Origin of the sequence: Ruegeria sp. HKCCA4812, assembly GCF_013034245.1 — a bacterium.
Taxonomy (GTDB): Bacteria; Pseudomonadota; Alphaproteobacteria; order Rhodobacterales; family Rhodobacteraceae; genus Ruegeria.
Window position 1 is genome coordinate 592,220 of the sequence record NZ_WQFQ01000002.1, and the last position, 14,994, is coordinate 607,213.

16 protein-coding genes are annotated in these 14,994 nt (G+C 54.2%); 11 read left to right on the plus strand and 5 right to left on the minus strand.

All coding sequences use genetic code 11. From position 1 onward, the window contains the following. Positions 1 to 37: 37 nt before the first annotated feature. The 10 genes from GOW04_RS10205 to GOW04_RS21940 all read left to right on the plus strand — a co-directional run bounded on the left by GOW04_RS10205 (position 38) and on the right by GOW04_RS21940 (position 9,459). Complete coding sequence (locus tag GOW04_RS10205; protein ID WP_171169817.1) at positions 38 to 760, plus strand: CDP-alcohol phosphatidyltransferase family protein; 723 nt, start codon at positions 38 to 40, stop codon at positions 758 to 760. Between the two features lie 590 nt (positions 761 to 1,350). Then, positions 1,351 to 2,370: a sulfatase-like hydrolase/transferase gene (locus GOW04_RS21930; protein WP_254430111.1), complete on the plus strand. Its 1,020-nt coding sequence runs from the start codon at positions 1,351 to 1,353 to the stop codon at positions 2,368 to 2,370. After that, positions 2,367 to 3,272, plus strand: a complete 906-nt coding sequence (locus GOW04_RS10215) for a lysylphosphatidylglycerol synthase transmembrane domain-containing protein (RefSeq protein ID WP_171232450.1) — start codon at positions 2,367 to 2,369, stop codon at positions 3,270 to 3,272. The genes GOW04_RS21930 and GOW04_RS10215 overlap by 4 nt, the downstream gene beginning before the upstream one ends. Next, the gene (locus GOW04_RS10220; RefSeq protein WP_171232451.1) at positions 3,269 to 4,264 is read left to right on the plus strand and encodes an ABC transporter substrate-binding protein; all 996 of its coding nucleotides are present in this window, start codon (positions 3,269 to 3,271) and stop codon (positions 4,262 to 4,264) included. The genes GOW04_RS10215 and GOW04_RS10220 overlap by 4 nt, the downstream gene beginning before the upstream one ends. Before the next feature lie 15 nt (positions 4,265 to 4,279). Then, the gene (locus GOW04_RS10225; protein WP_171232452.1) at positions 4,280 to 5,026 is read left to right on the plus strand and encodes an ABC transporter ATP-binding protein; all 747 of its coding nucleotides are present in this window, start codon (positions 4,280 to 4,282) and stop codon (positions 5,024 to 5,026) included. An 18-nt stretch (positions 5,027 to 5,044) separates the two neighbouring features. Then, positions 5,045 to 6,559, plus strand: a complete 1,515-nt coding sequence (locus tag GOW04_RS10230; RefSeq protein WP_171232453.1) for an ABC transporter permease — start codon at positions 5,045 to 5,047, stop codon at positions 6,557 to 6,559. Beyond that, the gene (locus GOW04_RS10235; RefSeq protein WP_171232454.1) at positions 6,556 to 7,608 is read left to right on the plus strand and encodes a glycosyltransferase family 4 protein; all 1,053 of its coding nucleotides are present in this window, start codon (positions 6,556 to 6,558) and stop codon (positions 7,606 to 7,608) included. Before GOW04_RS10230 ends, GOW04_RS10235 begins: the two co-directional genes overlap by 4 nt. Before the next feature lie 258 nt (positions 7,609 to 7,866). Then, positions 7,867 to 8,433, plus strand: a complete 567-nt coding sequence (locus GOW04_RS10240; protein ID WP_171232455.1) for a hemerythrin domain-containing protein — start codon at positions 7,867 to 7,869, stop codon at positions 8,431 to 8,433. A gap of 10 nt (positions 8,434 to 8,443) precedes the next feature. Next, a complete protein-coding gene (locus GOW04_RS21935; RefSeq protein WP_254430112.1) occupies positions 8,444 to 8,851 on the plus strand; it encodes a hypothetical protein in 408 nt (135 codons plus the stop codon). Between the two features lie 143 nt (positions 8,852 to 8,994). Then, positions 8,995 to 9,459: a glutathione S-transferase family protein gene (locus GOW04_RS21940; RefSeq protein WP_371814387.1), complete on the plus strand. Its 465-nt coding sequence runs from the start codon at positions 8,995 to 8,997 to the stop codon at positions 9,457 to 9,459. Between the two features lie 257 nt (positions 9,460 to 9,716). On the opposite strand, the gene GOW04_RS10250 is transcribed toward GOW04_RS21940, so the two are convergent. Continuing rightward, positions 9,717 to 10,481, minus strand: coding sequence for a nuclear transport factor 2 family protein (locus tag GOW04_RS10250; protein ID WP_171232456.1), 765 nt, complete (start codon positions 10,479 to 10,481; stop codon positions 9,717 to 9,719). Positions 10,482 to 10,664: 183 nt separating this feature from the next. Between GOW04_RS10250 and GOW04_RS10255 the strand changes: the two genes are divergently transcribed. Then, the gene (locus tag GOW04_RS10255; RefSeq protein WP_171232457.1) at positions 10,665 to 11,042 is read left to right on the plus strand and encodes a helix-turn-helix domain-containing protein; all 378 of its coding nucleotides are present in this window, start codon (positions 10,665 to 10,667) and stop codon (positions 11,040 to 11,042) included. A gap of 268 nt (positions 11,043 to 11,310) precedes the next feature. On the opposite strand, the gene GOW04_RS10260 is transcribed toward GOW04_RS10255, so the two are convergent. The 4 genes from GOW04_RS10260 to GOW04_RS21795 form a co-directional block, all read right to left on the minus strand. Continuing rightward, complete coding sequence (locus GOW04_RS10260; RefSeq protein ID WP_171232458.1) at positions 11,311 to 12,336, minus strand: hypothetical protein; 1,026 nt, start codon at positions 12,334 to 12,336, stop codon at positions 11,311 to 11,313. 51 nt (positions 12,337 to 12,387) lie between these two features. Next, positions 12,388 to 12,684: a hypothetical protein gene (locus GOW04_RS10265; protein WP_170660744.1), complete on the minus strand. Its 297-nt coding sequence runs from the start codon at positions 12,682 to 12,684 to the stop codon at positions 12,388 to 12,390. A gap of 27 nt (positions 12,685 to 12,711) precedes the next feature. Beyond that, on the minus strand, positions 12,712 to 14,682 hold the full coding sequence (locus GOW04_RS10270) for an alpha/beta hydrolase (RefSeq protein WP_171116954.1): 1,971 nt from the start codon (positions 14,680 to 14,682) through the stop codon (positions 12,712 to 12,714). A 103-nt stretch (positions 14,683 to 14,785) separates the two neighbouring features. After that, positions 14,786 to 14,994: hypothetical protein (locus tag GOW04_RS21795; protein ID WP_217356917.1), on the minus strand; the 209-nt coding region annotated here is incomplete at its 5' end.

A 14,994-nucleotide genomic window follows, 5' to 3' on the forward strand; every position in this document is an offset into this window, starting at 1 on the left:
GGGCTAAATTGTTCTTAGGATCAATTGGGTGACGTTTATGTTTGGCGGTGATTTTTACAACGCGACAAGGCCTGTGGAGGTGGAACCACCTGTTGCCAACCTGTGCATAGCCAGCGCGGTCATTGCTCTTGCAATGGCAGTATGCTCATTACTGGCGTTTGGTTCCGCATTGCCCCCTTTGGTCGTCTTTGGGGTAGTCGTCGGATTGCTGATCCCGGGGTTGCGTCGAACCTATCCTTATGAAGTGTTGGGTCTGTGTAACCTTGTAACCCTAATCCGCGCTGCAATGGTCGCGTTTTTGGCTGGCACTGTGGTCGCGCCAACCGTGAACCCTTGGCTGGTATTTGTGGTGGCAACAGTAGCATTCGCATTGGATGGCGTAGACGGCTGGTTGGCGCGGCGATCAAAACTGACATCCCGATTTGGCGCGAGGTTTGATATGGAAACGGACGCGTTGTTGGGCGCGGTCCTCTCTGTGTGGCTTTTGGTATCAGGGACAACAGGCCTGGAAATTCTGGTTCTTGGTTTCATGCGATACACCTTCTGCGCAGCAAGTCTATTTTTGCCCGCATTGCAGGCTGAACTCCCCGAGTCGTTCCGTCGAAAAGCAATTTGCGTTATACAAATCGGTGCGTTGGTCACGCTCCTGTTTCCCTTGACGCCAACAACAGCGTATTTGCCGATATCTTTTATGGCTGCGATACTGCTCGCATGGTCCTTCTTTGTGGACATCAATTGGCTTCTTGGGCGTGCTGAATGAGGCAAGCACTTTTCTTAGCTTTGGGTGCGTTGGCTGTTTTTTCTGTTCTCGCGCTGCCAAACCATCCAAGCGCTTTTGGGTGGGGTGCGGTGTTGCGCTGGCCTCTCGAGCTGCCTGTCATACTATTTCTGATGATGGTGCTGGGTCGGCGCTTGATCATCGTACACGCGGTCGCGCTGGCTTTGTTGGCTGTCGCTGTTTTGAAGCTCGCCGACTATGCAATGTTTAGCGCTTTTGACAGGCCTTTTAATCCGGTCGTTGATATGCCCTTGATCGCTGCAGGGTTCTCATTCGCCCACGATAGCCTTGGTTTGGTTGTATTTGTTTTTGCAGTGTCATCGACCATTTTGTTGCTGGCCCTGCTTTACGTTTTTATAGTCCAGGGCTTTGCCGCTTGGGCGTCACTTGGACAAAATGCAAAAACAGGATTGGCAGCAGCTTTGATCGGCGTCGGCTGCACTGGATGGGCTGTCGCGGATGCGGGTCATCACCTCAGTTTCTGGAAATTGGGAAACAGCCCGCCGGGGACCACCTGGACCGCTCGCTTAGCAGTAAATCGCGTAGAGGAAATACAGAGAACAACCAGGGATTTGGCTGAGTTTCGTAAGGCCGCAGGTTCAGATACCTATGCCAATCAGACCGGATTGTTGAACAAGCTTGATGGGCGGGATGTGCTTTTGATCTGGATGGAAAGCTACGGTCGCGCGAGCTTCGACAACCCGCTGTACGCGCCAACGCATCTTGCAACGCTGCGGTCTGCACAGGCGGAAATCGCGGGTTCGGGCCTTGCCATGAAAAGCGGTTGGCTGACCTCGCCAACGGCAGGCGGACAAAGCTGGTTGGCACATGGGACCCTGGGGTCCGGCTTGTGGACCGCCGATAACGGGCGCTATCAAGCGATGATCGACAGTGGGCGCAAATGGCTATCTCATATCGCGCAAGCGGCGGGGTATCGGACAGCCGCTGTCATGCCTGCAATCACAAAGGACTGGCCCGAGAGCCGAGCGATGGGGTTTGAGCTTGTTTTTGACAAGGCCACAATCCCCTATGCGGGCGAGAGTTTTCGCTGGGTCACGATGCCCGACCAATTCACCTTGGCTGCGTATCCCGATCTTTTGCCGCCGGACCCGAGACCTGATTTTGTCCAGATCGCCCTGATCTCTTCACATGCCCCTTGGACGCCAATCGCAGATGTAATCCCGTGGAAGGACGTAGGCGACGGCACCGTCTTCAATGAGATGGCCTTACGGGGACCGACACCTGAAGTGTTGTGGAAAGACCGGGATGCCGTGCGGGACGCGTATCGCAGATCGGTAGACTACGTTTTGCAAGTCGTCTTTTCTCATGTTCTTCAACTGGCCGACGATGCACCACTGGTCATTGTCGCAGGGGACCATCAAGCCGCTGGATTTGTATCAGGCAGTGACAGCAAGGATGTAGCTGTTCATATAATCGGACCCCCGCAAGTCTTGGATCACATCGAGCATTGGCGTTGGACCGAAGGGCTTGTCCCCGCATCCGACGTCCCTGTTCGCCGAATGGACAGTTTTAGGGACAACTTTATCGCGGCCTTTTCTGACAAGACCTCAACCGCAATGGTGACGCAATGAACCGGTATTGGGTCAGGTTGGTCGTATCGATCACGTTGATTATCGCGTTGCTTTGGTGGACGGATTTGGCGCGTGTCGCTGATCATCTGCGGATGCTTAGCCTGGAATGGCTAGGGCTTTCGATCCTTGCAACAACTGCCGCAACCTTCTCCATGGCATTCCGATGGCAACTTACAGCGCGCACGTTGGATATTCGGTTTGATTACTCTTTTGCCCTGCGCGAATACTATATCGCGCAGCTGGTGAATATGGTTCTGCCCGGCGGCGTTCCGGGGGATCTGACCCGTGCGGTTCGGGCGGGGAAGAAAGCAGACCTCAAACGCTCAGCTCAATCTGTGTTCGCGGAACGGCTGTTGGGGCAAATCGCGATCATGGCAGTCTTTTTTCTGGGCGTCTGTGCTGCGCTAATGTGGCCCGCAGGCTTCGATCATCCTGAACTGAGCATGACAGTTCTTGCTGTGTTGCTATGCGCTCTAGTCGTGGTGAGCCTTATATCACTTGCCCTTCCATCAATTGGGAGGTTCGTTGTCTTTTTGATCAGGTTACAACGTCGAACGGCCTTTGTTTTGCTCGGCTTAGTCAGCTCTGCATGTCTGATACTGGGATTCTACGCGTCAGCAAGGGCTGTAGGGGTTGTCATACCATCAGGCGGCTTGCTTATCATTATTCCTCTGGTGTTGACCGCCATGCTGATCCCTATGTCGATTAGTGGTTGGGGTTGGAGGGAAGGAGCCGCTGCCGCCTTATTTCCAATAATCGGGCAGTCATCCAGTGCGGGCATTGCTTCGGGTGTCACTTATGGCGCCGTTATCCTGATCGCCGCGCTGCCAGCAGTTGCGATTCTGCTGTGGCCAAGATCGCTTGAACTGCAACTAACGACAGAGAGAAGAAGTTCGCTATGAAACAGCCCGCCCACCTTACACGCCGTTTTTTTCTTCAAACCGGAGCAGCCGGTTTTGCCGCTTCTGCATATGGGTTGCCGGCACTAGCAGCTAACTTACAACCTTTGAATTTCCAGCTGTCGTGGCTGCATTCAGTGCAGTTTGGCGGAAGTTACATTGCGAAAAACAAAGGGTATTGGTCCGATCTGGGTTTGGATGTCTCACTCGCCCAAGGCGGTCCAAACGCGCCTGTAGAGCCGCCCGTGGTTTCAGGAACTGCTTTGGTTGGGATATCAGCTGCGGACTATACCGCCGCCGCTGTGGCGCAGGGCGCGCCGTTCAAAATTATCGCTGTTGCAATGCAAAAGAATCCGTTCGCGATTGCATCGCTTGCGGCCAACCCGGTAAACGAACCCGCGGATCTGGTCGGCAAAAAGATCGGTATGGCCGTCGCGAATACGCCCGTCTTGCAAGCCTTATGCACGTTGAACGGGATAGACATCGACCAAATTGAAATTATCCCCACTCAATATGACCCGGCACCGTTAGTCAGTGGCCAGGTGGATTGCCTGCTTTGCTGGGAAACAGATTTGCCCGTCGCCATGACTGTGCAGGGCGTCGACAACACCACAATGCTCATGGCTGACTACGGGTATGCCGTTCATTCTCAAACCTATATCGCCACCGAAGACTCTCTTGCTCAAAGGCGCGCAGAGCTTGTGTCTTTACTGAAAGGCGAAGTCATGGGGTGGAATGATTATCACAAAGACACCGACGCCGCCGCCCAGTTGACGCTGGAGATGTTCCCTGATGCAGGTCTGGATCTCGCCGCGCAAAAGCTGCAGGCCGCGCGCCAAGTGCCGCTGATGTTCTCAAACCTGACGGCCGAGTTCGGGTTCGGTTGGTTCACCGACGAGACTGTGGCGGCCAATGTCGAAACGCTCGCGGTGTTGGGTCGAAACGTTACTCCTGACCTTTGGGACAGGTCGCTGCTGGAAGAGGTGTATGGCTGACTCGAGGGCTGACGCGTGACCACGCCCGGAATCTCCTGCACCAACATCCGGAAGAGTTTTGATCGCACAGAGGCGGTGTCAGAGCTTTCGGTTGACTTTCGATCCGGTAAGACGACGGCGTTGGTTGGACCATCCGGCTGCGGGAAATCAACCGTTCTGCGAATGATAGCCGGGTTGGAAACACCCGACACGGGGCACATCACGATTGGCCGTGAAACACCAAAACAGGTCGCCCGTCGCGGGGGGCTTGCCATGGCGTTTCAAGACGCATCGCTGCTGCCATGGCGAACCGTAAGATCCAACATCGAATTGGGTGCGGAACTCGCTCGCAAACCGGTGGATCGCGTAGATGACCTGATAAATCTTGTCGGGCTGGACGGGTTTGCCGAGCATCGGCCTGCAGAACTGTCAGGTGGTATGCGCCAACGCGCCGCAATCGCGCGCAGCCTTATTTCAGAGCCAGAGGTCCTGCTGTTGGACGAACCTTTTGGGGCCGTCGATGCGATCACGCGACGTCGATTGAATCAAGAACTCCCGCCGTTGTGGCGTGAGCGCCAAACGACAACACTTCTCGTTACGCATTCCGTGGAAGAGGCGGTTTTGCTATCGGATCGCGTGATCGTGCTGTCACCTCGGCCTGCGCGTATCTTGGCCGATATACAGGTCGAAATTAACCGGGACTGCAAAGTTTCCACTGCAACTTCACCAGACTTTCGCGCTTTTGTGACGCAAGTTCTGACCGCGTTGGAGGAGGCTGAGTAGGTGGAACCGGGACGTATCATGCTGGGCGTCTTGCTTATGCTTCTAATCTGGGAAGGCTTGGCGCACGTTCAGCCAAACAGCGTGTTGATCAGTGGACCATTTGATATCGCGGAGTATATCAATGATCATTCTGGGCTACTTTTCAGGGCAGCGACCGAAACCTTAAGGAATGCCGCGCTCGGGTTCTTTTGGGGAAACCTTGCGGCGGTGGCCCTGGCCTGTTTCGTGATCTTGGTCCCGAAGTCAGAATGGGTAATATCGGCGCTCGCGCTTCTAGTGTTCTGCATTCCGCTGATCGCGAGCGGCCCGATTTTACGGGTCCTGTTCGGGCCCGGAGCTGGCCCACAGATCGCTTTGGCGGCACTGGCTGTTTACTACACCACATTCCTGGCCTTGGTTGTGGGTCTTCGGGCGATCTCGAAAAGCTGGACAGATTTGATGGCCGTTTACGGTCGGGGCCGCCTGTCGACCCTATTCGTTGTGCGATTCAGAGCCAGTTTGCCTTACCTGTTTGTGGGATTGCAGATCGCGGCGCCAGCTGCCTTTCTGGGTGCGATGATTGGAGAATTCACAGGCGCCGAGCGAGGATTAGGTGTTTTGACCTTGAGGGCCATGCGCGGTCTTCAAACGGATGCGACCTGGGCGCTGGCGGCTATTTCCGCATCACTGGCTATGCTCGGGTATGCATGCGTTGGCCTGCTCAAAAACAAACTGACACCACATGCACCGACAATCCTGCTATCGACGCCCAGAGTTGGTCAAAAGCGCGCGCTCTCTACTCAAATACTTGGTATCGTTTTTCTGTCTGCCATGGTTTTGGTTCTGTGGCAGGGACTCATGGATTTATTTAACCTGAATTCGTTCTTCGCGAAGCGACCAGCAGATATTTGGACCTTCGTTTCCAACACAACGAACCTGAACACATTACTAACTGCGTTTGGCGAAACCCTGGCTTATGCGATACCCGGATATCTCGCCGGTTTGGCGCTTGGTGCGGGACTGGCCGTGATTTTAACGCTTTGGCCACCAGTGGAGCGGGCGATTATGCCGACCGCCATTACATTACGCGCCGTGCCGATCATCACAACTGCGCCCTTGCTGGTTCTGGCATTTGGGCGCGGCTTTACCGGGACCGTTGCAATTGTCGCTGTGATGGTTTTCTTCCCAACTCTTGTTGCCTGCCTGCAGGGATTGCGGCAGGCTCCGAAGCAAATCGTGGATCTTTTTGAAAGCTATGGTGCCGGTCGTTTGAAACTACTCCGATGCGCCCAAATCCCGGCCATGTTGCCCGCTTTATTCGCGTCTGCCCGCATGGCAGTTCCAGCCGCGCTATTGGCTGTCACTACAGCTGAGTGGCTGGCAACCGGGCGCGGCATAGGCGTGTTAATGGCACTGACCGCGAGTACATCAAACTACAATATGCTGTGGTCCTGCGTTGTCCTTTTGTGTCTTGCGGCAGTCACAGCATACGCTGGAGTTGCATGGTGCGAAAAGCGGGTTCTGCGCGTTTATGCGAGCGAGCAAGTGGTATGACAGAAGCTGTTTTTGCAATCCCTGGTGACAAAGACCGGCGCACCGGCGGATTCATCTACGAAGCCACCGTATTGCGGGTTCTTAACGAGATCGGTTGCAAGACCGAACACCTGAAACTACCGGGTCGATTTCCCGACCCAACGCAGGACGATATGGCAGTGGCACTGAACGCCCTGCGCGCCGTACCCGGAAAACGCCCGATTATCCTTGATGGATTGGTTTTTGGCTCCATCGATCCAGAGGGTTTGGCGCAGGTGAGCGCCCCTATAATAGCAATGATACACCACCCCCTTGGACTAGAAACTGGGTTGCCGACGGAACGGGCTGAATTTCTGCTCAAAAACGAAGCCGCAGCTCTTCGGCACGCAGCACATATTGTCGTTCCAAGTCCAGAAACTGCGCGCGTGCTGGTCAACCAATTGGCTGCAAAACCGGGTCTAATAACTGTCGCACCCCCAGGTTTTGATCGTCCGGTTGTCTGTAAACAGCCGAAGCGTCCGCCTTTGATTTTGTCAGTTGGCCTGTTGGCCCGCCGCAAAGGGCATGACACTCTTCTAGGTGCGCTTGAGACAATCAGGGACTTGGAATGGCAGGCTGTTATCGTTGGCAAGGAGCACGACGATAACACAGCGATTGAGCTTTACTGTCAGGCCAAGGCCCTCGGTCTAACTGAGCGCGTGACCTTCACCGGAGAGTTGGACCGAGCCCCGTTGAACGACTTGTTCAACTCGGCGACACTTTTCGCGCTTGCGACCCGGTACGAAGGCTACGGAATGGTTCTTAGCGAAGCAATGATGTTCGGACTTCCAATCGTTTCCTGCGACGTGGGTGCTGTCCCTGAAACAGTCGGTGACGCGGGGATTCTGTTGCCACCCGAGGACGCTCTGGCCTTTGGAGCTACTCTGCGTTTGCTTCTCAAAGACCAAGAAACGCGAGCACGCTTGGGAAGACTGTCAGACTTGAAGTCACAGTCTCTACCAACGTGGCGTGAAACCGCGGGAACATTCGCCTGCGTAATCAAATCACTCGCCGAGAAAACCAAATCATAGAGCTTTTTAGCAAGGGCTTCACCAAGATTTGTTTTTTGGCCACACAGTCTTAGCGGTCAAATCAACGGCAAAAGACGTGCTTAGCCGTAACGACCTGAAAGATTTCATCCAGCAAGGCATCGAAGCCTAGAAGCGCAAGATCGCTGGTTTGTGTTGGACCGACTTCGCAGGGGTTCGCTGACGCATAGTGACTGTGCGTTCTCGCTAGTGGCGAGCACTTGCCCGACCTCCCATCTTTGGCCTGAAAGGAGACAACCGATGCTCGATACATATACCATTCGCCAAGACGACATGCCTCAAGAAATGCGGTTTCTCTTGGACCAATACCCCCGCGACAGTTGGGAAGCCCATCCAGGTTTCAAAGAGAAAACCGAGCATTGGCTCGGCACGCATGAGATGTTCCGCCGTGTTGCGGAACGTATTCGCTTGGATACAGAAGGGGTTTTGAGCAACGAGATAGGGTTGGACGACTACGTTGGGCGGCTGTCGTACTATGGCGGCAACCTGGTTGGAAACCTGCATGGCCATCACGGCTGGGAAGATCGCAGCTATTTCCCTGCACTATCTGCTGCGGACCCTCGTTTTGATGCGGGGCTTGAGTTGCTAGAACAGGATCACTTCGATCTGGATAAGGTGCTGAGTGACTTCACCGGCACTGCGAACCGTGTGATCAAGCTATCCGCACTTGATGAGGAGCAAGCTTACGACGAAGCCGGACAGCTCCATGCGACGAGCAACACGATTGAAGCGTTCCTTAAACGGCATCTCAGCGATGAAGAAGAATTGGCCGTGCCAATCATCTTGCAACACCGGCTCAGAGGATGATGCTGAAGTTATGGCCGACACGTCTACCGAAGTAGACCAAACTGATATCAACAAGCGCCGCGCACGGGGTGAATTCGTGCGCGGTGTCAGCGGCTTTCGCCACGCTATTGGCGATCCAGTGTTTCCAGCAGAACCTGTTCGCTATCACCTATTCGTAGCACTGAATTGTCCGTGGTGTCACAGAGTGACGCTAGCGCGAAATGTGTTGGGCCTTCGAAACAGCATCACGATGGACGTTGCATCTCCAAACCGCACCGGCGACGACGATCCAGAGGCGCCAAACCTATGGGAGTTTGCGCCTGATCGGATTGCATCGCTCACAAGTGAGACTTTGCCAGAATGCACGAGTGAGACCGGCACCGGCAAAGGACTGCGCCTTGCCAAAGAGATCTATCGTGCCGAAGGCTCTGAAGAGTAATCCCTTCCAATCCTGTATGACAAGATTGTAGGGCGCATAGTTAACGACGAAAGCGCTGAAATTGTCCGAATGCTGGACGCATCAGAGGATTCTCTTGCAGCACAATCCCGGCAGCTGAACGCGTTAGGCTTTACCCAGACGAAGTGCCGATTCACCAAATTCACGACCTGAACGAACGGATTTATACAGCGATTAACAATGGTGCCTACAAGGCCGGGTTTTCCTCTGATCAAACGTTCTTTAAAATAGCCTTTGACGCCTATTTTGAGACACTCGAATATTTGGAGGAACATCTCTCAGATGGCAGACCCTATTTGACAGGCAACCACTTTTCAGAAGTAGATCTTCGCCTGTTCCCAACTCTCTATCGTCACGATCCCGTCTACTATGTGCGAATGAAGCTTAATGGTGCGAGAATCCTAGATTACCCGTACTTGTGGCGGTGGCTGTGCCGTGTATACGCGTTGCCTGGAATTGCCGAGGCAGGTTCTCTTGTACACTGCCGCCAGGGCTATTTCGGACGCAGTTGGAATGTTGTGCCCAATGGGCCTTTCAAGCCAATGTCGTACCCAGAGGCCTATCGCCACCCTGACCTCGCAACACTGTAGGCCTCGTCAAATTGTATTTGGGAGGCCTAACTTCGAAACCAAACGTTTCTGTTTTGGACGACGGGAGCATTTTTCCTCCGCATTTCGTAACCTGTAAAGTTTAGTTGCAAATGTCCGGTTTGGGCTGCCTCCAGCCAATCATGCTTGCCGCAAAGAGTGGCCGCTTCGAGCCCGAAGTGTTTGATGCTGCGTTCTGTACGAACGTCAGATTTGGAGTGGCGGGCCAGAAATTGCTGACCCGCCATTTTTTTTCAAACTCAGAACTTGCCGTTCCCGTGTGCCATTTCCGCAAGGGTGGGCGAAACAACGTCCCAATGCTCGACAATCTTGCCATCCTCGACGCGCCATAGGTCGAAGAAAGCCCAAGGTTTCTCGCTGACGGTGGCATCTGAGGCGACAAAGACAAAGTTGCCTTCTGCCACAACGATCTGTGGCTCAAATTTAGTTATGACGTTGCCCTGTTCAGCCCAGGCTTTGGTGCCTTCCATCAGGCCATCGATCCCATCGGCAAGCATTGGATTGTGCTGCATGTAGACCTCAGAATACATGGGGGCTTTCTCTGGTGCGGCACCCCCCAAGACATCGCGTACAAATCCAAGAACCAACGCCTTGTTTTCTTCGGTTTTGTCGAGGTCTGTGATCTCGGTTGGCCCATCGGTCATACCTCGGCCAGACACTGTAATTTCAGGAACCGGCTGTAAATTGTCCCAATGTTCGGCGACTTTGCCGTCCTCCACCCGGAACACATCGAATGCGGCAAGGGTGGGTGCGCCAAACGCATCAGCGTTTTCAAAAGTGCTGTGCAATACGACCATATCACCTTCGGCGATGACACGATGGGTGGTGCCAATCATTCCGGATTGCTCCACCAAAGGTATCAAGCCAACCAAACCCTCGGCTCCGGTTGGGATTTGAGGGTTATGCTGGATGTAATCCGGAGTAACGAGTTTCCGCGCAGCTTCCGGATCGTGATCGGCAAAGGCTGCGGTGAAGAGTGCGATTACAAGTTCTTTGGGAGACATGGCTTTATATCCTTTGATTCGTATCCTCTCGATACGTGGTATCAAAACCATACCAAATTGCAATTACGTACCCTAAACTGACTTGGTATGCTCAACACTACTGCCATATAGATCAAGCTGTTGTGCTTAAGCTGATGCATGGCTATGGTGCCTGTAAGTTTCGAAACAATACCAGAGACTGATATGCTACCTATAGGCGTTGCCAACAAAGCAGAAGCTTCCAACTGCTCTATTCGATCCGTGCTGTCCAATGTGACTGGCAAATGGCGGATGATCATCATCCTCGCGCTGGAAGATGAGCCGAAACGCTTTGGCGACCTCAAGCGTTGCATCGGAGACGTAACCCAAAGTGTGCTTACCGAAAACCTGCGCGGATTGCAGCGCGACGGTTACTTGACCCGAACCGTCGATCCCGGCCCCCCGGTGGCCGTGTCCTATGAATTGACGCCGTTGGGCCGCAGCTTACTCGAGATGATAAAACCGCTCGTCTTCTGGTCGCATGAACAGATGGACGAAGTCAGACAATTTCGTATGCAGTTCGACCGCGAGCAGGCGAGCTGACTTCGAAGCGGACCTAAGTCTGACAACCTTGGACGGCAGCCTTGTCCCGCTGAGCCGGAATTGCAAAGTCTTGTTTTGAAGGTCCGCTTTGGGCTGCCTCCAGTCATAGGCACGGGAAGCAGCGAAGGTCGACTGAATTGAGCCCAAACCAGCAGATTGCTGCACCTACTTCGAATGTCCGCTTCCGGACTGCCGCCCAGGGTAAAGAAACAGACTATCTCGATAATGCGGCGAACGGCATCAAAGTCCACCTTACAAAGTGGCAACGCTATTGGAGTGCTTTAGTCAATGCAGAGACCAGCGCGTTCGGATCTTCCTCCATGCGGGGGAGAAGTACTGTTCTCACGACGTCGTTCAATGCCCTATCCGCTTGGGCAGCGGCTGGGTCATCGTGATCGACGACGACTTCGAATGCTTCAGTGGCGGCTAAGACTGCGCCCGGCACATGCGCCACGCCCTGTAGCAATGCGCTAATGCCCAAATGTTCCACTTGGTTGCTATTGGTAGGGGGGCCGACGAACGCGGGATTGAACCCGTCAACTCCCCAAACCTGGCTCGCGGTTAGGCCTTCGCCCGTTGCATATTGATGGATGTGCGGCACACTAAAGTGGCCGATGTAGCCGTGGCTCCACAGGGGGCGGTGCGTTAAGGGATTGTACCTGCTTGTGCCTGATAACAGAGCTTGCCAGATCAACAGAGTGGCCTGTCCCTCTGTCTTGGCATGGCGTTCACGCTCTGCTCGCGCACTCTCTGGCAGCGTTTCGACATAGTTACGGGAAAGCGGCAGCAGCGCCAATGCGCCTTCCAATGCATTGGGCTTGCGCTCGAGAAAAGCCGCGTAAGCATCAGATAGAAGTGCGACGTGAATTGCTCCGGCATCTGATGCCATTGCTTCGGTGAGTGTGTATACAGTCCAGCCCGCCTCACGAAGCGCTGGCGTGCTCACATCCCAAAGCGTCGGCGGCAAGGCTTGACCGCGATCCGCGCTGACTGCCGACAATTCGCCTATGGCATCGGCATACGCGCTCAGTGTAGCTGCGTCGACCTTGTCGGCTTCCAGCCGAGCCAGGTGGTCATCGACGCCGAGATCGCTTAGCAGACCGGTCGGGTGAAGGCCGACTGCCAGAAGGCGTTGCTCCAACTCTGATGCGTTCAGGAGCGCCGGTTCAGGCGGTACTGCCTCCGCCAAGTCTCTGAGTGTTTCAATCCGTAAAAAAGGGCGAGATGCAAGCCAGGTCGTGCCCGCCGCTATAAGAAGAGCAGCCGCTAGCCAGAGAAACGCTGACCGCTTCATAAAGTCTCCGACCCGCGCCACGTTTTTGCAAAAGACGGCAAGGGTCTTGTCCTATTCCTGCGCCAGATAATCTTCAAAACCCTTCACCGCGCCGTCAATGATCGTGCAGTTACCAGCTGCGCGCACTGTTGGGTCGTCCCAATACACATTCCAGAAAACGACGATACTTTGATCGTTCAAAATGCCCGGAAATACGGAAATCGCGGCGTTTGGCAGGTCAGCATATTTGGGTACATCCCACAAATAGTCGTGGCACAGTTGAAGCGCGTCAGTCGTTTGACGATCAAATGCATGGGCAGACGATGCAAAGCCAACCGCCAAAATCGTTGCTGTGATCAGGGCCTTCATTGGAGTCTCCATTTGCTTACGCAGTCTTCAATTCTCGACACTATGCAAGCTGCCGTCCGGCATCAAATACGGTAGCCTTAGATCCGAGACGCATGTGCTATCGATGCCTGCCCCGGGGTTTTCCAGAAACGCTTCACCAATATCGCGGGCGCATTGGCTGAAAACAAGGGCCCCGTGCCCTGTTTCCGGGAACAGGAACGACTGACTGTTGTGCAAAGTGTCTGCCGCTAGCCCACCCCAGGAAGATGCGGTCTGTGTGTCAATCTCACCAGACAGGACCAGTACCGCGATGTCGGAAAGCACGGGTTCAAGATAGTTGTCTCGAGGTATTGGTGTGAACTCACTGCAATCTGCAAATAGGCTCGGAATTTCAGCTAGAGCCGCTGTCATCAATGGACCGTAGCCCAACTCTGCTACCAAAGCGCCAAATCCCGCCGCTGAGTTGAAACCGTCCACAAAATCTTCCTGGCAAGCGTAGAGCAATAGCTCGAATTCACCCTCCATAATGGTTTGCAAAGCTGCGTTATCTGTTGCGATCAAGTTGAAAACGCGCTCGACATCTTCGGGGCCGAGCAAAGCGATCAATGAGGCCAACCGTCCTGCTGTCGCTTCATTGAAATGGGCGCGGACTAGGTCCAGCAACGCTCCAGCACGCGGCGTTTCAAACCGTAGGTTTAGATAGTCTTGCGCAAACGCCAAACGATCCGCTCGATCAGGCAACCCGGCCAGAGCATCTTCAAGAGCATCGTCAAAGAACTCTCCCAAGGAGGCCGGTTCTAGATCTCGGTCGCGATCCGCTTCAAGTTGCTCCAAAGCCGAGGACGCAGTGTCGGAAGCAATTTCCATTTGCGACATGGCGTTGATTGCAGCTTGCGCCAGAGCCTTTTCATCGGCGCTCAGGTCCAACGTACCCGCCAACAACGTTTCTGCGGAGGGCTGGGGTGGAAGGTCACCGTTGATGATTTGTGTGATGAGGTCGACCGTTCCGTCCTCAAGCTCTCTGACCAGTGCGGGCGCGTAAGTGGTGAAGCCCCGGATCGTTGGGTCGGACCAATCGTTTCTGCCGGAAAAAATGCTGAAAAGCATTTGCCCGGATATCTCGATCCCCGCAGCCTCCAATGGACGTGCCTCTAAGTCTTCAAGGAGGTTAAAATACCGCTGCGTTATATCGGGATACGCCTCCGCACAGACAGGATCCGCTTCACACGGTGCAAACGTATTAAAAATGGCCTCGGTGTGTGGGACGAACAGAGTGTCGTAAAGCGCGATTTGGGGTGGGGCGACGCTGTCTAAAACGACCGCACGCACACCCGCTGGCGCAGAGCGCATGACTTCTAGCGCGAGCTTGGTGCCATATGAAACGCCATAAATGTTGTACTCAGCGTAGCCAAGAGCCGACATAACAGCTCGCACATCTAAAGCATTTTGGGTCGTGTTGAACTGCGGAAGATCGAAGCCTCGTTCGGTCAATTCCGAAATGCAGTCGCGAACAAGTGCCGTCTCCAGCTGAGGTAGGTCAGCCCCGCCCAACTGATCGACGATTGGCTCCAGATTTTTTGCCAGAGTCCCGAAGCAATCCATATCCGGGGCACTTGCATCGACGCCGCGTTGATCGAACGCCACGACGTCCCTTCGCCCCCGCAAATGGTCAAAAAACAGACTGAGCGAGCGCACAGATTCAACTGAACCGCCGCCCGGTCCCCCGTGAAGGTAGACAACCGGGTCTGCCACGGGTGCCAGCGAATGAGCCTTGAAAACGATGAAGCTCAGGTCCAGGGTCCTGCTTTGAGCATCTCTGTGGTCCTCAGGTACTGCCACGATACCGCAGATTACAGTTTCTCCGTCAATCTCATCAGGGACCACGGGGCGCGAGCACGGAGTGATTTCGACCGGATAGCGCGTGTCGGCTCCACCCACGAATTGAGCTTCAAAAGCCGTCGGATCAGAAGGCTCTCCAAGCAAAGCAGACAGGACGGCAAATATTTGTTCGGGATTCATGGTCACACCACATGAGGCTGTTGATTTTTCTATAACCTTAGATCAGTGGACTGCATTTGCGAAGCGATTGAGAGTTGTCCTTCCGTCGCTTCAAATCCAAACACTACGGATTGAGAGGTAGTGTCAGAGCATCTTTGCAAAGGGCACCACCCTGTAGAATCCGGAGATCGAAAACTAAACAACCAACGACAGCTTTGTCAGCATTTCGGAAGTCACCTTGCTTGGAATTGAAGGTCTGCTTTGGGCTTATTTTGTTGAAAAACTCTTCCTTGATCGGTGCATGAACTGCTGATTCAATTCTTCCAATGGGTG